Source organism: Buchnera aphidicola (Brachycaudus tragopogonis) (assembly GCF_964059175.1).
GTDB classification, from domain to species: domain Bacteria; phylum Pseudomonadota; class Gammaproteobacteria; order Enterobacterales; family Enterobacteriaceae; genus Buchnera; species Buchnera aphidicola_BM.
Genome location: NZ_OZ060418.1, coordinates 18,128 through 41,495 on the forward strand (window position 1 = coordinate 18,128; position 23,368 = coordinate 41,495).

Sequence of the window (23,368 nt, forward strand, 5' to 3'; positions counted from 1 at the left end):
TGAATTTGCCCGGAGGCGGAATTGAACCACCGACACGGGGATTTTCAGTCCCCTGCTCTACCGACTGAGCTATCCGGGCTTTTTTTATATTAAATCATCAAACATGAAGTATTGTCAATATTTTTTAGTGATTTATAGTTGATTTATAAAAAGATAATAAATTTTATTATAAATAAAAAATAAAAAAATAATGTTTACCCTTGAAAGTTTTAATAAAGAACCCTATATTTAAAAGTAACAGAACATATTAGATTAAAAAATAATTTTTTTAAAATAATTAAGCAAGATTATTGACAGGAGTATTATCATATGAAAATTCGTCCGTTGCATGATCGTGTGCTGGTTAAGCGTCAAGAAGTGGAAGCAAAATCTGCAGGTGGTATTGTGCTTACAGGTTCTGCTGCAGGAAAATCTACTCGAGGTACAGTAACTGCTGTTGGTAAAGGTCGTGTTTTAGATAATGGAGATATTAAGCCATTAGACGTTAAAGTTGGTGATACTGTTATTTTTAATGAAGGTTATGGTGCAAAAACAGAAAAAATTGATAACGAAGAGTTGTTAATTTTAACTGAAAGTGACATTTTAGCAATTGTTGAATAATAAACTATATGCTATATATCCATTGAAAAATTTATTTAAGGGAATGTTAAAATGGCTGCTAAAGATGTAAAATTCGGAAACGAAGCCCGAATTAAAATGCTTCGTGGAGTTAATGTATTAGCAGACGCAGTTAAAGTAACTTTAGGGCCCAAAGGCAGAAATGTTGTTCTAGATAAATCTTTTGGAGCACCTAGTATTACTAAAGATGGCGTATCAGTAGCTCGTGAAATTGAATTAGAAGATAAATTCGAAAACATGGGTGCTCAAATGGTTAAAGAAGTTGCATCAAAAGCAAATGATGCAGCAGGAGACGGTACGACAACAGCAACATTATTAGCACAATCTATTGTAAATGAAGGTTTAAAAGCAGTAGCAGCTGGTATGAATCCCATGGATCTTAAACGTGGAATCGATAAAGCTGTTATTAATGCTGTAGAAGAATTAAAAAATTTATCTGTACCATGTTCTGATTCTAAAGCTATTACACAAGTAGGAACTATTTCAGCTAATGCTGATGAAAAAGTTGGAGCTTTGATTGCGGAAGCAATGGAAAAAGTTGGTAATGATGGAGTAATTACAGTTGAAGAAGGTACAGGGCTTCAAAATGAACTAGAAGTTGTTAAAGGTATGCAATTTGATCGAGGGTATCTATCTCCTTATTTTATTAATAAGCCAGAAACAGGTATTGTCGAATTAGAAAATCCATATATTTTAATGGCTGATAAAAAAATATCTAATGTTCGAGAAATGTTACCAATATTAGAATCTGTTGCAAAATCAGGAAAACCTTTATTAATTATTTCAGAAGATTTAGAAGGTGAAGCGTTAGCTACATTAGTAGTTAATTCTATGAGAGGTATTGTAAAAGTAGCAGCAGTAAAAGCTCCTGGATTTGGAGATCGTCGTAAAGCAATGTTACAAGATATTTCTATATTAACTGGCGGTTCTGTAATTTCTGAAGAATTAGCTATGGAATTAGAAAAATCTACTTTAGAAGATTTAGGTCAAGCGAAGCGTGTTGTTATTAGCAAAGATACTACTACGATCATTGGTGGTGTTGGAGAAAAACATACGATTCAAAGTCGTATTAGTCAAATTCGTCAAGAAATTCAAGAAGCTACTTCTGATTATGATAAAGAAAAATTAAATGAGCGTTTAGCTAAATTATCAGGAGGAGTTGCAGTACTTAAAGTAGGTGCTGCTACAGAAGTAGAAATGAAGGAAAAGAAAGCTCGTGTTGAAGATGCATTACATGCAACGCGTGCTGCTGTAGAAGAAGGTGTTGTTGCTGGTGGTGGTGTTGCATTAGTTCGAGTAGCAGGAAAAATATCTAATTTACGTGGTCAAAACGAAGATCAAAATGTAGGTATTCGAGTAGCTTTACGTGCAATGGAAGCTCCATTACGTCAAATAGTTTCAAATTCAGGTGAAGAACCTTCCGTAGTTACTAACAACGTAAAAGATGGAAAAGGTAACTATGGTTATAATGCGGCTACTGATGAATATGGTGATATGATAGATTTTGGTATATTAGATCCTACAAAAGTAACACGTTCTGCTTTACAATATGCTGCTTCTGTTGCTGGTTTAATGATTACGACAGAATGTATGGTAACTGATTTGCCAAAAGAAGATAAATCTTCTGATTCTAGTTCTTCTCCTGCAGGCGGAATGGGCGGAATGGGCGGAATGATGTAATAAATGATTTTTTTATTAGAATTATTTTAAATTAATCTAAAAATATCTTTCCTCAGATTAAATCATTCTGAGGAAAGTTTTTTATTTTTTTTTAAGCAATGTTGAATGGTGATTAAAGCTATAATGTTTTTAAATAATAAGTAATTTATTGTTTTTAGAACCAGTATCGTAAACTAATTTTGGGACAAGATATCCTGATATCATTTTCATTAAATTTTCCATAATAGATTTTGCTTTGTTACATGATACCGAAAAATGCATAGCACCAGTAACTTGATCTAAAAGATGTAAATAATATGGAAGAATGTTATTTTGACATAAAAGATTACTTAATTCTGCTAAAACAGAAGGATCATCATTAATATTTTTTAATAAAACACTTTGATTAAGTAAAATTACACCAGATTTTTTTAATTTTAATAAACTTTTGCTTAAGTTGCTATTTATTTCCTGTGGATGATTAATATGAGTTACTATAATAATCTTCAGAGAAGATTGAGTAAATATTTTACAAAGACCAGATGTTATACGGTTAGGAATAACAACAGGTAATCTAGTATGAATTCTTAGTCTTTTTATATGATGTATTTGAGATATTGATCTAATTAGCCATGATAATTCGTGATCTTTTGCTATTAATGGATCTCCACCTGAAAGAATGACTTCATTTAAATTTGTATTTTTTTGTATATATAAAAGTGATTTAATCCAATTTTTTTTTCCACCTTGATTTTGTTCATATGGAAAATATTTTCGAAAACAATATCTACAATGAATAGCACAATTTGTTTTAACGAGTAATAGTACTCGATCATGATATTTATGTAATAAACCAGGCAAAACAATATTTTTATTTTCTTGTGTAGGATCATTGATATATTTTGAAGAATTTAAAAATTCTTGATTGTTTATAATTACTTGTAATAACAATGGATCTTTTGGATTATTTTTTTGCATTCTTGATATAAAAGAATGCGGTACACGAAATGGAAAAAGTGTATTTGATTTATATTGATAATATTCAGGATAATTTTCTAAATTTAGTATTTTTAATAATTTTTTAGGTTCAGTAATAGAGTTAGATAATTCATATAACCATTTATCTTTTTTAATTATATTTTTTGTTGTTATTTGTTTCATATATTTTATAGCAAGAGAGGTTTACATGATAGTATATCACAGCAACAATTTTCGTTCAGGTTGTAAAATTATATTTGAAAATGAACCCTGTTTAATAGAATCTAGTGAGTTTGTAAAACCTGGAAAAGGTCAGGCTTTTGTTCGTGTAAAATTAAGAAAGTTGTTAACGAAACAGTTAATAGAAAAAACTTTTAAATCTACAGATTCTTTAGAGATAGCTGATATTATAGAATATACATTATCTTATTTATATAATGACGGTTATTTTTGGTATTTTATTAACAATAATACTTTTGAAGAATTATCAGTAGAAAAAAAAATTATTGGTATTCATAAAAAATGGTTATTAGAACAAGATACATGTGTTGTGACTTTATGGAATAATCAACCAATTTCTATTACACCTAATACTTTTGTAGAAATCAAAGTTATAGAAACAGAAGCAACTTTAAAAGGTGATACAGTTAATGCTGGAATAACTAAATTAGCTGTTTTAAGCACAGGTGCTGTTGTAAGAGTTCCTCTTTTTGTTCAAGTTGGATCATTAATTAAAGTTGATACTAGATCTGGTGAATATGTATCTAGAATCAAATAAAAAATTTTAGATGTATTTTAGTATTCATTACCTTTAACGTATTGTCTGTAACTGTCCCATTCAAAAGTTAGCCACAAACTATTACCCAAACGCATTCTATCAATCACTCTTTCACCTAGTAAATTTTTCATACCTTTATGATCTAAATTAGATAACATTCCAGTAGAACGTTTAGATGATGATCGTCTATCTACTATTTGATTAATAATAACTTTTTCATAACGTGATTCTGTTTGCATGCCAATTTCATCAATCATTAATAAATCAACACTACTAAGATTATGTAATAAATTTTCTTCAGTAATATTACTAGTACCGCTAAATGTTCCTTTCATATTCGACATCAAATCAGCGACTGTTACAATTAAAATACTTTTTCCGTGTAGGATTAGATAGTTACCTATAGCTGATGCTAAATGATTTTTACCTGTACCTGGTTTTCCTGAAAAAATAAAACTAGCAATATTTTTATTGAATTCTTCTGCATAGCGTTTTGATGCTTTTAGTACTTTTCTTTGACCATCGTGTTCAATTTTATAATTGTCAAATGAGCAATTCATATAAAGTTCTCGAATTCCAGATCTTCCTAATACACGTTGCATTTTCATTGCTTTATTTTCGCGCAATATAGATTCAGAGGATAGTCTACCTTGTTCTTGATTCCAATTTAATAGATCTTCATCATTATCAAATTTTGGTTTAATATTATTAGGCATAAGACGCTGTAGTCTTTTAAAAAATTCAGTGTGGAATGTCATTATTTACCTCTAAATCCACTTGGTATTGTTTTATCAGGTGTTGGAATATAAGTGATATCTCGTTTTTTTTGTGAAAATTGATTATAAGATCTAGTTTTTTGCAAACTTCTAGCAAATTTTTGTTGCCATTGTATATGATGGAAAAAACAACCTTCAGCTTTCCAATAAGAAATAAAGGATGCTAGTTCTGATTCTGATATTTCTTCATGTAATATAATTCCCCACAGTGCGGATTTACGAACAAAATCTTTATCAGGAGTCCATTTGTCATGCATTGAAAATTTTTCATATGTATTTTTTTTTATAGAATCTTCATATGATACATTATATTCAATATCAAATATTTTTTGTAAAACACCTGGAGTGACTGCATAAAATACAGTAGAATCATCTCGTAAAACTTCCACAATTCCATTTTTTGATGCTTCTAGTATTGGAAGAGGATTTTTGCAAAATAAATTAAGTGTTACAGTGTTGGAAAGTAGAATTTTCATAAATTTTTTACCTTTTTCAATGTATATTAATTATTATATAATATGAGATATTTAAATGTAAATTACTCTAATAATCGTTTACTTTATGTTTTAAAGATGTAGAGATAACATTCTATGTGTTTTGTATTTTTTTTTTTATATAAAATCCAGTTTTTTGGCAAGATTAAATCTTGACTTTTTTCTTTTTCTATATAAATAAGAGAGTTTTTTTTAACCCATTTTTTGTTTTCTAATAAAATTAAAGTTTTTTGAATTAATCCTTGATAATAAGGTGGATCAATAAAGATTATATCATATGGTTTTCCGGTTTTTTTTAACCAATGAAAAGTATTCGTATGTATTAATTCTAAATTATTTATATTCAATTTTTTAATATTTTTTTGAAGAATAGAAACTGTTTTTTTTTCTATTTCTAGTAAAGTTAAAAATTCAGCATTGCGGGATATAGCTTCGAATCCTAGTGCTCCACTACCAGCAAAGCAATCGAGACATCTTGAGTTTTTAATATATTTTGATAACCATTCAAACAATGTTTCACGTATTCGATTAGTAGTAGGACGTAGGTTTAAAAAATTGCTAAAGGATATTTTTCTACCTTTTAATTTTCCAGAAATAATATAAATTTTACCTTTTTTTTTAAAAAAATAATTGTTCATTTTATTTAGATTAATTGTGTTAGTGATATAATTTATTTTATTATTAATGATAAGTTAAATAAATATTTTATTTTTATAACATTTTTAATAAAAAACAATATTTATTGTACAAAGAATAAGGCAAATAATATGAAAAATGAAAAAAAAAACGGTTTTTTTTCTTGGTTAAATTCTAAAATAAGAAAGAATAAGGTATTAGATATAAAAAAGAATAATCAAGAAAAAATAGAAAATGATAATACTTTATCTAATGATATAATAGCAAATCAAAAAAAAGAATATCTTGAGAGCAATACAAATATATGTATTTCTGAAAATGTTATAATTCCAAAAGAAGAAATTATAGAGAAAAAAGATGTAATTGAGAATTTAAGTAGTAATTTAGAGAAAGATCAGCAGAAAAAAATGAATTTTTTTACACGTTTAAAGAAAAGTTTAAAAAAAACAAAAAATTTTCTTGGTGATGGAATTAATCATATTTTTTTATCAAAAAAAATTGATAACGCGCTTTTTGAAGAATTAGAAGAAAAAATGTTACTTGCTGATATTGGAATTAATACTACTAATCGTATTATTAGCAATTTAATTAAAGATGTAAATCGTCAAGATTTAAAAAATTCAGAAAAAGTATACTGTGTATTAAAAAAAAATATGTATACTATTTTGCAAAACGTTGAAAAACCTTTAGAAATATCTGATCATATGACTTTTGTTATTTTGGTTGTTGGAGTTAATGGAACAGGAAAAACAACAACAGTTGCTAAATTAGCACAAAAATATAAATTAGAAGGTAAATCTGTTATATTGGCCGCCGCAGATACATTTAGAGCTGCAGCAATAGAACAATTACAAACATTGGGTAAATTACACAATATACCAGTAGTCGCACAGCGTACTGGTTCTGATCCTGCAGCAGTCGTGTTTGATGCACTAAAGTCGGCAAAATCGAAAAAAAAAGATATTTTAATTATTGATACAGCAGGGCGATTACATAATAAATTACACTTAATTGAAGAATTAAAAAAAATAGTTAGAGTTATAAAAAAAATAGATCCTGCTGCTCCACATGAAAAAATGTTAATTGTTGATGCTTGTAATGGACAAAATACAATACAACAAACAGAAATATTTCATCAGGCATTAAATCTTACTGGTATAGTGATTACTAAATTAGATGGAACAGCTAAGGGAGGTGTAGTTTTTTCATTATCTGATCAATTTAATATTCCTATTCGCTATATTGGAATTGGTGAAAAAACTCAAGATTTAGGTGTTTTTAATAGCAAAGAGTTTATTCGGGCTATATTTAATGAAATATAATGTATTATTTTATAATTATTCGATTTTTTATCGTATTTATTAATCTATTTAAAATAAAAAAAATATTTTTTTAATAAAATTAATTCATATAAATCTTTGATTTATACTCTTAATTAAAGTATTATAAAAGTATCCCACATATTCATAATTTAGTAAACATAATTCGTTGATGCGGGAATTCAAATGATTAATAAAGTACAGATTTTATCTGTAACACCACCAGGTAATTTAGATGCTTATATTAGAATAGCTAACTTATGGCCAATGCTATCAATTGAAGAAGAACAATCACTCACTAAACGTTTACGTTATAATAGTGATTTAGACGCCGCAAAAACTTTAATTTTATCTCATCTCCGTTTTGTAATTCATATTTCACGTAATTATGCAGGATATGGTTTACTGCAAGCTGATTTAATACAAGAAGGTAATATAGGATTAATGAAAGCTGTACGGAGATTTAATCCAGAAATAGGAGTACGTTTAGTCTCGTTTGCTGTACACTGGATTAAATCTGAAATACATGAATATGTTTTACGAAACTGGCGTATTGTAAAAGTAGCAACTACAAAATCTCAAAGAAAATTATTTTTTAATTTAAGAAAAACCAAAAAAAGATTAGGTTGGTTTAACGAAGAAGAAATCAAAATAGTTGCCAAAGAATTAGGTGTTAGTAGTAAAGATGTAAGAGAAATGGAATCTCGTATGTCAGCTCAAGATGTTGTTTTTAATCCGTTACCTGAAGATGATTTTATAGATGGAAAAAATAATACTACTATGCAATATCTGCACGATAAAAAATCTAATTTTGCTAATGGAGTTGAACAAGATAATTGGGAAGAACATGCTACTAATAAACTTAGCGATGCACTATTAGGATTAGATGAACGTAGTCGTGATATCATTCATGCTCGTTGGTTAGATACTAATAAAAAAAATACTTTACAAAATATAGCAAATAATTATGGTATTTCTGCTGAACGTGTTCGACAATTAGAAAAAAATGCTATGAAAAAATTAAGAATAGCTATAGAAAAATAGCTATAAAAAATAATGAGATCTATTAAACTAGATGTAATAATAAAAAATTATTAAATAAAGTTTTATATAGAGTATGAGACTAAGTTTTTCTTTAAATTGAAAACTCATACTCTTTTTTTTATTAAAAATCAATTGTATTTTTATAGTGTAAATAAAAATAATAGAATTTTATTCTACTGTTACTGATTTAGCTAAATGTCTTGGTTGATCAATGTTTTTTCCTTTACTTAGTGCGATGTAGTAAGCAAGAAGTTGTAAGGGAATAATATAAAAAATAGGTGCTATTAATTCTTGAACCTTTGGAAGTTTAATAATATGAACGTTGTCTTCGCAATCAAAATCTTGATCTGAAAAAACATAAATTAAGCCTCCTCTTAAACAAATCTCTTTTATGTTGTTTTGAATTTTTTCTAATAACAAATTTTTTGGCGCTATGATAATGACTGTCATATTTTCATCGATAAGAGCAAGTGGTCCATGTTTAAGTTCCCCTGCAGGATAAGCTTCAGCATGAATATAAGCAATTTCTTTTATTTTTAAAGCCCCTTCAATTGCAATAGGATAATATTCACCTCGTCCAAGAAATAATATATTTTTTTTATTAGATAATTTATTTGCAATAGTTTTAATTAATTCATTTTTTTTTAAAATCTTTTCAATTTGACTAGGTAAAGTACTCAAAGAGTGGATAATTTTTTTTGAGATAAAGTATTTTTTTTTAAAATCTGCTATTTTAGCTACTAACATAAGTAAAACAGTTAATTGAGTAGTGAAAGATTTGGTTGAAGCAACTCCTATTTCTATTCCAGCTTGAGTTAATATGTGAAAGTCAGACTCTTTAACTAATGAGGATCCTTCCATGTTACATATAGTTAAATTGCCTAAATATCCTAGTTTTTTAGCATATCTTAATGCTGATAATGTATCAGCAGTTTCACCTGATTGAGATAAAGTAATTAGAAAGCTTTTTTTTCTTACTGCTAATTTTCTTGAAGAAAATTCAGAAGCTATTTCTACATCACAAGGGATATTAGCTAGTGATTCAAACCAATATTTTGAGACCAGCGCTGCATTATATGAAGTACCGCATGCAACTATTTGAATATGTTCTGCATGATAAAAAATGTTCTTTTCTTTTGATTCTAATTCTGGAAAATATATTGAATTGTTTTCTTTTAGATAATGTTTTAAAGTATTTCTAATTGATATAGGTTGTTCATATATTTCTTTTTCCATATAATGAGAATATTTTCCTTTTTTTGCTGATTTATATTGTAAGTTAGATATAGTTACCTTTCTTTCAATCTTAAAGTTTTTTCTATTAAAAATATTGATTTCTTTTTTTTTAACAATAGCTACATCACCTTCTTCTAAGTATACAAAACGTTTTGTTATATGTAATAATGCAATTTGATCAGAAGCTATAAAGTTTCCTTCTTCTCCTAATCCTATAACTAATGGGCTTCCAGATCTTGCTGCTATTAATTGAAATGGATTATTTTTATCTATTACAACCATACTATAATTGCCATGTAATTTTTTTATGCTCTTTCGTATTGTTTGTTGAAGTGAATCTTTTTTTTTGTTTTGCTCCCAATGTAATAAATGTGCAATTACTTCTGTATCAGTATCAGAATAAAATATATATCCTTGTTTTTTCAAAAAAACTCGTAATATAGAATTATTATTAATAACTCCATTATGAACGACAATAATATTTGAAGAAATATGTGGATGAGTATTTTCTTTTGAAATTTTACCATGAGTAGCCCATCGAGTATGAGCCATGCCAATATGACCAGATATTTTTTTTTTATTTACTTCTTTGATAAGTTCATTAACTTTTCCAACACAACGAATTCTAATTATGTTGTTTTTATGATCTACTACAGCCAATCCTGAAGAATCATATCCTCGATATTCTAATTTTTTAATACCTTCAAGAAGAATATTAATGATATTATATCGTGTTACTGCAGCAACAATGCCACACATATATTGGTACCTTTTAGTTTTTTATTAAAAATTATGCTTTAGAAATATAAAGATATTAATTAAATAAGTTTTAATTATTATTTTTGATCAATTTTATTAGGACGTATCCAATTTTTTTTGTATCTTTGTTCTTTGGTGTTATAAACTAAACAAGACGATGTATTAACGTCTTTCATTAAAGTAGTACCTGCTGCGATAGTTGTATTTTTTATGATTTTAATTGGTGCAACTAATTGCGTATTAGAACCTACTAAAACATTGTCACCAATAATGGTTTTAAATTTATTAATTCCATCGTAATTACATGTAATACTACCGGCACCAATGTTTACTTTAGAGCCAATTTCAGAATCGCCGAGATAACTTAAGTGTTTTACTTTAGATTGCGTTTTGATAATAGTATCTTTTATTTCAACAAAATTTCCTATTTGGACTTCTTCATCTAATAAAGTATTGATTCTTAAGTGAGCAAAAGGACCTATAATACAATTTTTACCTATTTTAGCATTTTCTATTATTGTATATGCTTCAATATTAGTATTATCATTAATAATACTATTTTTAATAATACATCCTGCGCCAATTTTAACGTTATTACCTAAAAAAACGTTATCCTCCAAAATAACAGCTGTATCGATTTCAACATTTTTTCCATGTTTTAATGTTCCTCTTAAAACAAAATGAGAGGGATCTTTTAATGTGACTCCAGCAATAAGTAATCGATTAATTTGTTCTTGTTGAAGAATTTTTTCTAATATAGACAATTGCATTTTATTATTGACACCTAGTATCTCTTGATATTTTAAAGGTTGTATTGTTTGAATAAAATTACCTTCAAGATAAGCTAAAGAGATAATATCAGTGGCGTAAAACTCTTTTTTACTATTTTTATTATTAATTTTTCCTAACCATCTTTTTAAGTCTTTACCGTTAGCTATAAAAATTCCAGAATATATTTCTTTTATTTTTTTTTGTTTAGAATTTGCGTCTTGTTCTTCTACAATACCGCTAATTTTTCCTTTAGTTCTTATAATACGGCCATATCCATTGGGATTTTTTACTTTCATAGTTAATAGACTGATTGTTGATTGTTTTTTAGAATTTTCTAATTTTTTTATAGATTCAATCGAAATCAATGGTACATCTCCATATAAAACTAGTATATTTTCATTATCTGAAAATTTTTTTGAAGCTAAAAGTATAGCGTGTCCTGTTCCTTCTGGTTTTTCTTGTATTACCCATTCAATTGAAATATCATAAATTTTAGATAGTATATTTTTTTTTTCACCATTATAGACTAATATAATTTTTCTAGGTTTTATAGATTGTGCTGTTTTAATTACATGCTCTAAAATTGTCTTTCCTCCTAAAGAATGTAATACTTTAGGATAATTAGATTTCATTCTACTTCCTTTTCCAGCTGCAAGTATTACTACGCTTATTTCTTTTTTGAACATAAAAAAACCTTTTTTATAATATTTTATTAACATTATTAATATTAAATAAAATGTTTTTAATTAAATAAAATTAATCATTAATTATATGTTTATATATGAATAATATTAATTTCAGAATTTAAGAATTTTTGATAAGTGAATTATTAGATGCGGGTATATATCTACATAATATCTTTGTTATAATAAAATGTATTATACTTTCTCCTAAGGTTATTGTATGAATAAAATTATTGCAGTAGATTTAGATGGTACTTTACTTTCTCCAGAGAATCAAATAACAGAATATACTAAAAAAACTATTCAATTATTAATAAAAAAGAAAATCTATTTTATTCTTGCTTCTGGTCGTCATCATACAGATGTTATGAAAATTAGAGATATTTTAAATATTAAATCTTTTATGATAACTTCTAATGGTGCTAGTGTTTACGATTTAGATAATAAATTGATTTTTGATCATCATTTAGATGAAGATATTTCTATAAATTTGTGTAATATAGTATATTCAGATAAAGATATTATTACTCAAGTATATCAAAATAATAAATGGTATATAAACAATAATAAAATAGATAATAATTTTTGTCCTGTTCTTACAAATTTAAAATATGAATATTTTAAATTGGGTAGTTTAAAATCTAGCAATATTAGTAAGATTTTTTATACAAGTAAAAACATTAAAAAATTATATAATCTTGAAAAAAAAATTATTAATGATTATAAAAATAAAGTGCATGTTAGTTTTTCAGTCCCAGGTTGTCTTGAAGTAATATCTGGTAAGACTTCAAAGGGTCATGGATTACAATTAATATCTCATTTATTAGATATTCCTTTAAAGAATTTTTTTTCTTTTGGAGATGGGATGAATGATCAAGAAATGCTGAGTATTTCTGGAAAAGCATATATTATGAAAAATGCAGATAAACGTTTAAAAGACGCATTACCACATGTAGAAATTATTGGAAGTAATAATAATAACGGTGTTGCAGTATGTTTAAATAAAATATTTCTTGAAAAGAAGAGCAACGTGTTTTTATAGAAAAAATAGTGTTTTTTTGATAAAATTATATTAAAATATTTTTATGAAATCGTGGTTGTAATATACCACGAATAAATTTTAAATTAGTTATAGCATGTAAACGTATAGAATTAATAAAATTTTGTATAACTAACTCTTTTTGTTCACCATTTCGTATTGCAGCATAAAGTCTTCCCCATATTCCATTTCCTATTTTTTTTGTTACTATTAAACCCTGATGCTCAAAATTTTCTACTACCCAATGCGGTAGTGCAGCAATTCCCATTTGTGCTGATACCATTTGAATTAAAAGTAATGTATTATTTACATTTTTAAAAATTGGTATAATACCTGCAGGTTGCAAAAAATATTTCCATATATCTAATCTATGTCGTTCAACAGGATAAATCATCAATATTTCAGATGCTAAATCTTCTGGGAGAATATTGTTTTTTTTTGAAGCTAGAGGATGATTAGGTGATAAAATTAAACGTACTTCAAAATCAAAAATAGGTGCGTAAAATAAGTTACTTCTTGGAAATACTTCAGAAGTAAGTACAATGTCTAGTTTTCCTTGTTGAAGAAATGGTTGAGGAGTGAATGTCATATCTGAATAAAAATCTATTTCTACTTTTGGCCATGTATTTTGAAATACTTTTAATGCTGGTGTTAACCATTGAATACAGCTATGGCATTCAATAGCTAATCGAATAATCATATGATGTGAATCTGTACATTTGTGTATTGCTTTTTGTATTTTAGGTAGTATTTCTTCAGATAATTGAAGTAAAATTTTACCTTGAATAGTGAATTTTATAGGATGACTTTTTCTAATAAATAATTTAAACCCTAATTTTTTTTCTAATTCATTACATTGATGTGATACTGCGGATTGTGTTTGATGTAATTGAATAGCAGCTGCACTTAGTGATCCACTATTTTTTAATGCTTGCAATGTTCTAAGGTGTTTAATTTCAATCATGAGATTCCTTCATATAAAGAATTAACTATTTACGCTTGCTAATTTTCTTTAATGCTAGAATTATAGATTATCTGTTTTTTTTAATAAATCAATTATAAATTTTTTACAAAAAAATAATTTTATAATAAATAATAGGATATATGAAATGACAATTTTAAATCATACTCTAGGATTTCCAAGAATAGGTTTAAATCGTGAATTAAAAAAAGCTCTAGAAGATTATTGGTCCAGTAAAATTTCAGTTAAAGATTTGTTATCAGTTGGATATGAAATAAGGAAAAGACATTGGCAGCAACAAAAAGAATCAGGTATTGATTATATACCAGTTGGAGATTTTGCTTGGTACGATCATGTTTTAAGTACTAGTATGATGTTAGGTAATATTCCAGAAAGACACAATAAAATTAGTAGTTCTATTAATTTAGATTGTTTATTTCATATTGCACGAGGTTGTGCTCCAGATATTTCAGCATCAGAAATGACTAAATGGTTTAATACTAATTATCATTATATTGTTCCTGAGTTTTATAAAGATAAAACTTTAAAATTTTCTTGGAGACAAATTTTAGATGAAGTAGATGAAGCATTATTATTAGGTCATAAGGTAAAGCCTGTTCTTTTAGGTCCGATTACATATCTTTGGTTAGGAAAAGTAAAAGGAAATTATTTCGATCGTTTAGATATTTTAAAAGATATAATTCCAATATATAAAGAAGTATTAAAAGAATTAGCAAAACGTAATGTTGATTTTATTCAGATAGATGAACCTGCCCTAGTTTTAGAATTACCTAAAAAATGGCAAGAAGCTTATTCTTATGTTTATAAAGAATTACATGGAATAATAAAAATATTATTAACAACATATTTTGATAGTATTGAGCATAATATAAATTTTATTCGTGACCTACCAGTGCAGGGTATTCATATTGATTTAGTTTTTGGGAAATATGATATAGTTGATTTTAATGCTAAATTACCATCAGAATGGATATTGTCTTTAGGAGTTATTAATGGTCGTAATGTTTGGAAGTCTGATCTTGTAAAATGGTTTAAAGAAATTTTGAAAATTTCTCAAAATCGTAAAGAATTATTAATTGGTTCTTCGTGTTCCTTATTACATACACCAATTGATTTAAAAAAAGAAAAACAATTAGAAGAAGAAGTAAAAGAATGGTTTTCTTTTGCTGTGCAAAAATGCGAAGAATTATCATTATTATCAAATGCTTTAAACAATAACAATATTGATTGTATCAAAAAATGGAGTTCTCCTATTTATGCACGTAGTTTTTCTAAAAGAGTTCATAAAGTTGAAGTAGCACAACGTTTATTAAATATTTCAACTAATGCATTTCAACGTATAGACTCTTATAATTTGCGTGCTATAGAACAAAAGAAAAAGTTTAATCTTCCTATTTTGTCAACTACTACTATTGGTTCTTTTCCGCAAACTACTGATATAAGACAATTACGACGTAATTTTAAATTAGGTTTAATTAATAAAGAAGAATATACTATTAGTATTAAAAAAAATATTGAAAAAGTGATAAGAGCGCAAGAATTATTAGATATAGATGTTTTAGTTCATGGTGAACCTGAAAGAAACGACATGGTAGAATATTTTGGTCAATATTTAGATGGATTTGTTTTTACTAATAATGGTTGGGTACAAAGTTATGGTTCACGTTGTGTAAAACCTCCTATTATTGTCGGTGATATTAGTCGTCCAAAACCAATTACCATAGAATGGACTAAATATGCTCAGTCTTTAACACACAAACCAGTCAAAGGTATGTTAACTGGTCCAGTGACTATTTTATTCTGGTCTTTTCCTAGAGAAGACATAGAATTAAAAAAAATTGCTACACAAATTGCTTTAGCTTTGCGCGATGAAGTACTAGATTTAGAAAAAGAGAAAATAGAAATAATTCAAATTGATGAGCCAGCTTTACGAGAAGGTTTACCTTTACGAAAAAGTTTATGGCCTGAATATTTAGATTGGGCAGTTAATGCATTTCGTTTAAGTGCTTCATCTGTAAAAAATACTACACAAATTCATACTCATATGTGTTATTGTGAATTTAATGATATAATGGATTCTATTGCTTTATTAGATGCTGATGTAATTACTATTGAAACAGCTCGTTCAGATATGGAGTTATTAGAATCATTTAGAAAATTCCAGTATCCTAATGAAGTTGGCCCTGGAGTATACGATATTCATTCATCTAATATACCTAGCGTGGAATCTATTAGCACTTTATTAACTAAAGCTATGAAATATATCCCTATTGATCGTATTTGGGTTAATCCAGATTGTGGTTTAAAAACCAGAAATTGGATGGAAACTATGTCTGCATTAAAAAATATGGTTAAAGCAACAAAGACAATACGAGAAAAAATTAAAAATAAAAATATTATTTAATTTTTTTTATGTAATATTGATATTATAAATGAATATTAAATCATCTTTTAGATTCTTTTATATATCTAAATGATGATTTAATAACTGTATATTTTTTGTATTTTAAAAAACAATTATTTAATAAAAAAGTCCATAATAAATAGTCAAACATATAATGTTTTAATGTTTAAAATGCCTTTTATTAGTAAAAATCATTGCAAGATTATGATCATTAGCTGCTTTTATGATTTCACTGTCTCTTATAGAACCTCCTGGTTGAATAATACAACTAATTCCAACCAGAGCGGCACTATCAATACCATCTCTAAAAGGAAAAAAAGCATCAGAAGCCATGGTTGCACCAATAACATCGCGATCTTGATCTTTCACTTTTATATTAGCTAATTTAGTAGAATCAATTCTACTCATTTGACCTGCACCTATACTTATAGTAGTTTGATTGCGACCGTATACAATTGCATTGGATTTTACAAATCTAGCTACTTTCCAGCAAAAGACAGCATCTTGTAGTTCTTTTTCTGTAGGACGACGTTTTGTAACAAATTTCCATTTTTCATCATTTGTATCATAAAAGTCATGTTCTTGAACTAGTAATCCGTTTGTAACTCTTTTTAAATCTAGTCCTATTTTATTTTTCTTTATTGTTCCGGTGATAAGTATTCTAATGTTTTGTTTTTTTTGTAATATTTTTAATGCTAGTGTTGTTATATTAGGTGCAATAATTACTTCGACAAATTGTTTTTCAATAATTGCTTGAGCAGTATCTTCATTTACTAAAGAGTTGAAAGCAATTATACCTCCGAATGCTGAAATAGAATCAGCGTTATATGCTAATAAATATGAATTTAAAAGATGATTACTTACTGCGACGCCACATGGATTTTGATGTTTTACAATAACACAAGCAGGATCTTTAAATTCTTTTGCACATTCTAACGCTATATCTGCATCAGATATATTATTATATGATAAAGATTTTCCTTGAATTTGATTAGCAGTACTAATTGTTCCAGATTGTAATATATTTTTTTCTATATAAAAAGATGCTTTTTGATGTTGATTTTCTCCGTATCTTAAATCTTGTTTTTTTATAAAAGAAAAATTTATTTCTTTAGGAAATAATTTTTTTTTATGATTGACGTGAAAAGTATTTTTTTTTAAAAAATATTGTGAAATATTTTTTTCATAACGTGATGTATATTCAAATGCTTTTGTTGCTAAATAGAGTCTTTTTTCTGTATTCAGAGTATTGTCAATAATAGAATTAATAACAAAATTAAAATCAGAAAAATCTACTATTACTATAACATTTTTATAGTTTTTTGCAGCAGCACGTACAAGTGTTGGTCCACCTATGTCAATATTGTTTATAATATTATCTATGTTATTTTTTTTAATATCTTTTTCTTTTTCAAATGGATAAAAATTTACAATAACTATATCTATTGGATTTATATTGTATAATTTCATAATTTCTTGATCTTGGTTTTTTCTCCTTAAAATACCACCCATAATCTTAGGATGTAATGTTTTCACGCGCCCATCCATTATTTCTGGAAATTTCGTATAATCTGATATTTCTGTAACAGGTATTTTATGTTTCTTTAAAATTGTGGATGTTCCTCCTGTCGAAAATAGATTAATTCTATTTTTTATTAATGTTTTTGCTATTTTTAAAATATCAGTTTTATCTGAAACGCTGATTAAAGCATTTTTTATAATGTTTGATAATGGCATAATATATTGTCTTTTTTAATAAATAATTTAATTTTTTAATAAATACAAAATAAAAGTATTTTATATTTTTTATATAAATATAATATTAGTTTTATTGAAATGTTTTTTATTAGGGGCATAATGCCCCTATAAATATTTTTAATTATAGTCTTTTAAAATTATTTAATTTCATTTTTTAATGTTTTACCGGATGTAAAACTAGGAACTTTGGTGGCGGGAATTTGTATTTCTTTTCCTGTTTGAGGGTTGCGTCCTGTACGAGATGCTCTTAAATTCACTTTAAAAGTACCAAATCCTACTATTTGAACAGATTCACCTTTTTTTAAAGATTCAATAATAGTAGATAAGGTTGCGTCTAAAGTAGATTTGGCTTGTATTTTAGATAAATTAGATTTTTTAGAGATAATATTAATTAATTGAGTTTTATTCATTATTTTTCCTTTTTTTATTTGAATGCAAAAAATTAATAATGTAGATATTATTTTTATAAATTTAGATAGAAAAATTTATATTAAAAATACATTTTTTATGTAAATTTTTTCTATATATATTTGATGTAAAAAGAAAAAATATATCTTTATTTGTCATGTTATATAATTTTATTTTAATAAAAAATAAATATAAAAATAAAGATAAAGTAAGATAAAAATTTATTAATTTAAAAAATTACGAATATATAATATACATAGTCATAATGAAAAAGATACTATATATATTTTTAAAGTAATAATTTTTATGTATTAACATTAACATTGATTTTTTGTTAAAATAGTTATGTCTTTTTTATTTAATGAAATAGTTTTATTATATAAATTGAGAGATAATAATATATATTACTTGTTCACTTAATAAAGAAATATAAAATTAATGATTTTTTTAAAATACATTTTTAGCACTAATGAAATAAAATCATTAATAATAGTGATTATATTTTTTTATAATATGATCTATTAATACTCATAAGTGAGATTATTGCATATTTTTTATTATTAATATTTTAATAAATATTAAATTTATAATTTATCAAAATTCTATGTTATTTTTTAAATGTATAAAATAGCATTTTTATTATCATACTGATTGACATAGTGATTAATCAATATAAATTGTTTTTTTTGTTTTGGCTGCTTTTAAGAGCAGCCATAATTTATATATATTTAAAAAAATATTAAGTATAATCATTTTTTTTAAGAGTAGAATTTAACAATTCTGAGAGACTAGCAGAGGCTTCTTCAACAGTAATTTGAGAACTGTTGACTATTAGATTACTATGTTTTTTTTGACGACGATTTAAACGTTCCTTATGATATGCATATCCTGTACCCGCAGGAATTAAACGTCCAACAATAACATTTTCTTTTAATCCTCTTAATTCATCTCTTTTTCCTGCTACTGCAGATTCAGTTAACACTCTTGTAGTTTCTTGAAACGAAGCTGCAGATATAAAAGATTCTGTAGCCAGTGAGGCTTTAGTAATACCTAATAAATCTCTTGAAAAAGTAGCAGATATTTTCTTTTTTTTATTTAGTATACGATTTGAAATTTTTATACGAGAAAATTCAACTTGTTCACCGTTTAAAAAATCAGAGTCTCCTGATTTTACTATAGTAGCTTTTCGTAGCATTTGTCTTATAATTACTTCAATATGTTTGTCATTAATTTTAACACCTTGTAAACGATACACTTCTTGCACTTCATTTACAATATATCTAGTTACAGCTTGAACTCCTCTTAAACGAAGAATATCATGTGGTGATTCAGGACCATCAGATACTACATCACCTCGCTCGACTCTTTCTCCTTCAAATACATTTAATTGTCTCCATTTTGGAATCATTTCTTCATAGGGATCTGTACCATCTACTGGTGTTATAACTAATCTTCTTTTCCCTTTTGTTTCTTTTCCAAAAGATATAATACCACTGATTTCAGCTAAAATGGCTAGTTCTTTTGGTCGTCTAGCTTCAAATAAATCTGCTACTCTTGGAAGTCCTCCAGTTATATCTTTAGTTCCACCTGATTCTTGAGGAACTCGCGCTAAAGTATCACCTGAACTAATTTGAACTCCATCATCTAGTTGAACAATCGCTTTTCCAGGAAGAAAATATTGTGCAGGCATATCTGTTCCTGAAATAAGAACGTCTTTTCCAGAATTATCAATGATTTTTAATGCTGGTCTTAAATCTTTACCAATAGACATTCTCTCTGCTGTATCAAGTATTACTATAGAAGATAATCCTGTTAATTCATCTGCTTGTCTTGTGATACTTTGACCATCTATCATATCGATAAATCGAACAAAACCATTAACTTCAGTGATAACAGGCATAGTATGAGGATCCCATTTTGCCACAGTTTCTCCAGAGTTAACTTTTTCACCATCTCCTTTAGCCATAATAGCTCCATAAGGGACTTTGTAGGTTTCTTTTGTTCTGCCAAAATTATCAATAATATTAAGTTCTACATTTCTAGAAGTAATAACTATCTTTCCTGTAGAATTAGTGACGGATTTAGCATTATTAAGGTGTATAACACCTTGATTTTTTACTTGAATACTAGACTCAGCTGCTGCTCTAGATGCCGCACCACCAATGTGGAAAGTTCTCATAGTTAATTGTGTTCCGGGTTCTCCAATAGATTGAGCTGCAATAACTCCAATTGCTTCTCCTTTATTAACTAGATTACCTCGTGCTAAATCTCTACCATAACAATAAGAACAGACACCAAAATCGGTATCACAATTAACTACGGATCTCACTTTAACATTATCTATAGAATTTTTTTCTAAAATGTCACACCATTGTTCATTTAATAATGTGTTTCTTTTAATCAAAATGTTATTAGTATTAGGAATAATAACATTTTCTGCTGTCACACGACCTAAAACACGTTCGCGTAATGGTTCTTTTACATCACCCCCTTCAATTAATGGAGTCATTAAAATTCCTTCATGTGTGCCACAATCGTCTTCTGTAACGACTAAATCTTGTGCCACATCTACTAAACGACGTGTTAAATATCCAGAATTAGCAGTTTTTAATGCTGTATCAGCTAATCCCTTACGTGCTCCATGAGTAGAAATAAAATATTGTAATACATTTAAACCTTCTCGGAAATTAGCTGTAATCGGTGTTTCGATAATAGATCCATCTGGTTTTGCCATTAATCCTCTCATTCCAGCCAATTGCCGAATTTGTGCCGCAGATCCGCGAGCACCTGAATCAGCCATCATAAAGATACTATTAAAAGATATTTGTTTTTGTATTTTTCCTTTTTTGTTTATTACAGATTCTGTAGATAAATTTTCCATCATGGCTTTAGCTACTCTTTCATTAGATGCTGCCCAAATATCAATGACTTTATTGTATCGTTCACCTGCTGTAACTAATCCTGATTGAAATTGCTCTTGTATTTCAGCAACTTCAATTTCTGCTTCATTAATAATATCTGCTTTCTTTTTTGGTATTACCATATCATCAATACCAACTGAAGCTCCTGATCTTGCTGCATAAGCAAATCCGGTATACATAATTTGATCAGCAAAAAACACAGTAGATTTAAGTCCTAAAATGCGATAACAAGTATTAAGCATTTTAGAGATATCTTTTTTACCTAAAGTATGATTAACAATATTAAAAGGAAGCCCCTTAGGAACAATCATCCATAAAATTGCTCGACCAACGGTCGTATGAATTATTTTTGTTACTGAAGTAAAGTTTTTATCTTCTTTTTTTTCATACTCTATTATACGTACTCTTACTAAAGAATGTAGTTCAGCAATACCTAAACGATATACTTTTTCTGCTTCGTTGGAACCATTTAATAACATACCTTCACCTTTTCCATTAATTTTCTCACGAGTCATATAATACAACCCTAAAACAACGTCTTGAGAAGGTACAATAATAGGTTCTCCATTAGCTGGTGAAAGAATATTGTTAGTAGACATCATTAAAGCTCTAGCTTCTAATTGAGATTCTATAGTTAAAGGGACATGTACGGCCATTTGATCTCCATCGAAATCAGCATTATAAGCGGCACATACTAGTGGATGAAGTTGAATTGCTTTTCCTTCTATAAGTACAGGTTCAAATGCTTGTATACCTAATCTGTGCAAAGTAGGTGCACGATTTAAGAGAACTGGATGTTCGCGAATGACTTCATCTAAAATATCCCATACTACAGCTTCTTCTCTTTCTACCATTTTTTTTGCTGCTTTAATAGTAGTAGCTAAGCCTCGAACTTCTAATTTTCCATATATAAATGGCTTGAAAAGTTCTAATGCCATTTTTTTTGGCAATCCGCATTGATGTAAGCGCAGGTAAGGGCCTACAGTAATTACTGAACGACCAGAATAATCTACACGTTTTCCTAAAAGATTTTGTCTAAATCGTCCTTGTTTACCTTTAATCATATCAGCTAAAGATTTAAGAGGTCTTTTATTAGAACCTGTAATTGCTCGTCCTCTTCTTCCATTATCTAATAAAGCATCTACTGCTTCTTGTAACATTCTTTTTTCATTTCGTACAATAATATCTGGAGCCGCTAAGTCTAATAAACGTTTAAGACGATTATTACGATTGATTACTCTGCGATATAAATCGTTTAAATCAGATGTTGCAAATCTTCCTCCATCTAATGGCACTAATGGTCTTAAATCAGGTGGTAAAACTGGTAATACAGTAAGGATCATCCATTCCGGTTTGTTATGAGACTGTATAAAAGATTCTAATAATTTAATTCGCTTCGTTAATTTTTTTCTTTTTGTCTCAGAGTTAGTATCATGTAATTCAGTCCTAAGTAAATCGCATTCTTGTACTAAATTAATATCTTTTAATAGATATTGAATTGCTTCTGCTCCCATTGTCGCATGAAATTCATCTCCAAATTCTTCTAAAGCGTCTAGATATTGTTCTTCTGTTAAAATTTGATGTTTTTCAAGATTAGTCATTCCAGCTTCTGTAACAACATAAGATTCAAAATATAGTACTCTTTCAATATCTCTTAAAGGCATGTCTAATAATAAACCGATTCGAGATGGTAAAGATTTTAAAAACCAAATGTGAGCTGTAGGTGAGGAAAGTTCTATATGACCCATTCTTTCACGTCTGACTTTACTTTGTGTTACTTCAACCCCACATTTTTCACAAATCACACCTCGGTGTTTTAATCTTTTATATTTACCACACAAGCACTCGTAATCTTTAACTGGACCAAAAATACGAGCACAAAACAATCCATCTCTTTCAGGTTTAAAGGTACGATAATTAATTGTTTCAGGTTTTTTTACTTCACCAAATGACCAAGATCTAATCATGTCGGGTGAAGCTAGTGAAATTTTAATAGCATCAAAATCTTCATTTTTAGTTTGAAATTTAAGAAATTTTAGTAAATCTTTCACATATTAGCTCTCGTCGGAGTGAAACTTTTTAAGGTAATAAATCTATACATATCT

Annotated in this window: 17 protein-coding genes and 1 tRNA gene; 7 read left to right on the top strand and 11 right to left on the bottom strand. The window is 27.5% G+C overall.

Annotation, left to right across the window (positions count from 1 at the left end; translation table 11 throughout):
- Window positions 1–6 precede the first annotated feature (6 nt).
- A tRNA-Phe gene (locus tag AB4W64_RS00095) sits at window positions 7–79 on the bottom strand.
- 230 nt (window positions 80–309) lie between these two features.
- Here AB4W64_RS00095 and AB4W64_RS00100 point away from each other — a divergent pair.
- Both AB4W64_RS00100 and groL read left to right on the top strand, forming a co-directional pair.
- On the top strand, window positions 310–600 hold the full coding sequence (locus AB4W64_RS00100; RefSeq protein WP_367678038.1) for a co-chaperone GroES: 291 nt from the start codon (window positions 310–312) through the stop codon (window positions 598–600).
- 51 nt (window positions 601–651) lie between these two features.
- The gene (groL, locus tag AB4W64_RS00105) at window positions 652–2,298 is read left to right on the top strand and encodes a chaperonin GroEL (RefSeq protein WP_367678039.1); all 1,647 of its coding nucleotides are present in this window, start codon (window positions 652–654) and stop codon (window positions 2,296–2,298) included.
- Between the two features lie 129 nt (window positions 2,299–2,427).
- On the opposite strand, the gene epmB is transcribed toward groL, so the two are convergent.
- Window positions 2,428–3,438, bottom strand: coding sequence for an EF-P beta-lysylation protein EpmB (epmB, locus tag AB4W64_RS00110; RefSeq protein ID WP_367678040.1), 1,011 nt, complete (start codon window positions 3,436–3,438; stop codon window positions 2,428–2,430).
- A gap of 25 nt (window positions 3,439–3,463) precedes the next feature.
- On the opposite strand from epmB, the gene efp reads away from it, so the two are divergent.
- Entirely contained in the window at window positions 3,464–4,033 is a 570-nt protein-coding gene (gene efp, locus AB4W64_RS00115; protein ID WP_367678041.1) for an elongation factor P, read from the top strand.
- 17 nt (window positions 4,034–4,050) lie between these two features.
- Here efp and dnaC read toward each other — a convergent pair whose 3' ends face one another.
- From dnaC to rsmD, 3 genes are all read right to left on the bottom strand, one after another.
- A complete protein-coding gene (gene dnaC, locus AB4W64_RS00120; RefSeq protein WP_367678042.1) occupies window positions 4,051–4,791 on the bottom strand; it encodes a DNA replication protein DnaC in 741 nt (246 codons plus the stop codon).
- Window positions 4,791–5,285: a primosomal protein DnaT gene (gene dnaT / locus AB4W64_RS00125; protein ID WP_367678043.1), complete on the bottom strand. Its 495-nt coding sequence runs from the start codon at window positions 5,283–5,285 to the stop codon at window positions 4,791–4,793. Before dnaT ends, dnaC begins: the two co-directional genes overlap by 1 nt.
- Window positions 5,286–5,368: 83 nt before the next feature.
- Window positions 5,369–5,941, bottom strand: a complete 573-nt coding sequence (rsmD, locus tag AB4W64_RS00130; RefSeq protein ID WP_367678044.1) for a 16S rRNA (guanine(966)-N(2))-methyltransferase RsmD — start codon at window positions 5,939–5,941, stop codon at window positions 5,369–5,371.
- 129 nt (window positions 5,942–6,070) lie between these two features.
- On the opposite strand from rsmD, the gene ftsY reads away from it, so the two are divergent.
- Window positions 6,071–7,261, top strand: a complete 1,191-nt coding sequence (gene ftsY / locus AB4W64_RS00135) for a signal recognition particle-docking protein FtsY (protein WP_367678045.1) — start codon at window positions 6,071–6,073, stop codon at window positions 7,259–7,261.
- Between the two features lie 183 nt (window positions 7,262–7,444).
- Window positions 7,445–8,302 carry an RNA polymerase sigma factor RpoH gene (gene rpoH / locus AB4W64_RS00140; RefSeq protein WP_367678046.1) on the top strand — a complete coding sequence of 286 codons (858 nt, stop codon included), beginning with the start codon at window positions 7,445–7,447 and terminating at the stop codon, window positions 8,300–8,302.
- 168 nt (window positions 8,303–8,470) lie between these two features.
- On the opposite strand, the gene glmS is transcribed toward rpoH, so the two are convergent.
- Both glmS and glmU read right to left on the bottom strand, forming a co-directional pair.
- Window positions 8,471–10,297, bottom strand: coding sequence for a glutamine--fructose-6-phosphate transaminase (isomerizing) (gene glmS / locus AB4W64_RS00145; protein WP_367678047.1), 1,827 nt, complete (start codon window positions 10,295–10,297; stop codon window positions 8,471–8,473).
- Between the two features lie 77 nt (window positions 10,298–10,374).
- Window positions 10,375–11,754 carry a bifunctional UDP-N-acetylglucosamine diphosphorylase/glucosamine-1-phosphate N-acetyltransferase GlmU gene (gene glmU, locus AB4W64_RS00150; protein ID WP_367678048.1) on the bottom strand — a complete coding sequence of 460 codons (1,380 nt, stop codon included), beginning with the start codon at window positions 11,752–11,754 and terminating at the stop codon, window positions 10,375–10,377.
- A gap of 217 nt (window positions 11,755–11,971) precedes the next feature.
- Between glmU and AB4W64_RS00155 the strand changes: the two genes are divergently transcribed.
- Window positions 11,972–12,793 (top strand): Cof-type HAD-IIB family hydrolase, encoded by an 822-nt coding sequence (locus AB4W64_RS00155; protein ID WP_367678049.1) that lies wholly within the window; start codon window positions 11,972–11,974, stop codon window positions 12,791–12,793.
- Between the two features lie 25 nt (window positions 12,794–12,818).
- Here the strand turns inward: AB4W64_RS00155 and metR are convergent, their stop codons facing one another.
- Complete coding sequence (metR, locus tag AB4W64_RS00160; RefSeq protein WP_367678050.1) at window positions 12,819–13,754, bottom strand: HTH-type transcriptional regulator MetR; 936 nt, start codon at window positions 13,752–13,754, stop codon at window positions 12,819–12,821.
- Between the two features lie 145 nt (window positions 13,755–13,899).
- Between metR and metE the strand changes: the two genes are divergently transcribed.
- The gene (gene metE, locus AB4W64_RS00165) at window positions 13,900–16,176 is read left to right on the top strand and encodes a 5-methyltetrahydropteroyltriglutamate--homocysteine S-methyltransferase (RefSeq protein WP_367678051.1); all 2,277 of its coding nucleotides are present in this window, start codon (window positions 13,900–13,902) and stop codon (window positions 16,174–16,176) included.
- A gap of 159 nt (window positions 16,177–16,335) precedes the next feature.
- Here metE and purH read toward each other — a convergent pair whose 3' ends face one another.
- From purH to rpoC, 3 genes are all read right to left on the bottom strand, one after another.
- Entirely contained in the window at window positions 16,336–17,913 is a 1,578-nt protein-coding gene (gene purH, locus AB4W64_RS00170; protein WP_367678052.1) for a bifunctional phosphoribosylaminoimidazolecarboxamide formyltransferase/IMP cyclohydrolase, read from the bottom strand.
- A gap of 158 nt (window positions 17,914–18,071) precedes the next feature.
- Entirely contained in the window at window positions 18,072–18,362 is a 291-nt protein-coding gene (locus AB4W64_RS00175) for an HU family DNA-binding protein (protein WP_367678308.1), read from the bottom strand.
- A 719-nt stretch (window positions 18,363–19,081) separates the two neighbouring features.
- Window positions 19,082–23,314, bottom strand: a complete 4,233-nt coding sequence (gene rpoC, locus AB4W64_RS00180; RefSeq protein ID WP_367678053.1) for a DNA-directed RNA polymerase subunit beta' — start codon at window positions 23,312–23,314, stop codon at window positions 19,082–19,084.
- Window positions 23,315–23,368: the final 54 nt, after the last annotated feature.